Raw genomic sequence first — 341 nt, 5'->3', positions numbered from 1 at the left:
AGTGCGCCATCAGCTCGGCCAGCGGCAGCGGCGATACGACATGCGTCACCGCGTAGACGCCGCCCTCGATCTGGTGCAACCGCCTGAGCAGGCGCAGCACCTCCGAGGTGCGCGGCTCGCCAGGCCCGCGCCACAGTTCGAAACGGCTAAGGTCGTCGAGCTCGATCAGCAGCGGCGCGATCTCTTCGTAGACCGCCAACTCCGTGCCGACCCAGATCGACCCGTGACTCAGGTCGGCGCTGGCCTTGACTGGCGCGGCCAACTCGGCGCGCCCGCGACAGTCCACCAGCAGATAGGTGTAGAGCGGAACGCCGCAGGCATCGGCCAGATCGGCGGCCTGC

Annotated in this window: 1 protein-coding gene; it reads right to left on the bottom strand. The window is 68.9% G+C overall.

Annotated elements, in window-relative coordinates:
* Positions 1 to 341: hypothetical protein (locus tag ACM0OX_RS35795; protein ID WP_414519964.1), on the bottom strand; the 341-nt coding region annotated here is incomplete at both ends.

This window comes from Nostoc sp. PCC 9305 (assembly GCF_963920915.1).
GTDB lineage: Bacteria > Cyanobacteriota > Cyanobacteriia > Cyanobacteriales > Nostocaceae > Nostoc.
The sequence above is the reverse complement of the archived record's forward strand: the minus strand, read 5'-3'. Positions and strand labels throughout refer to the sequence as shown.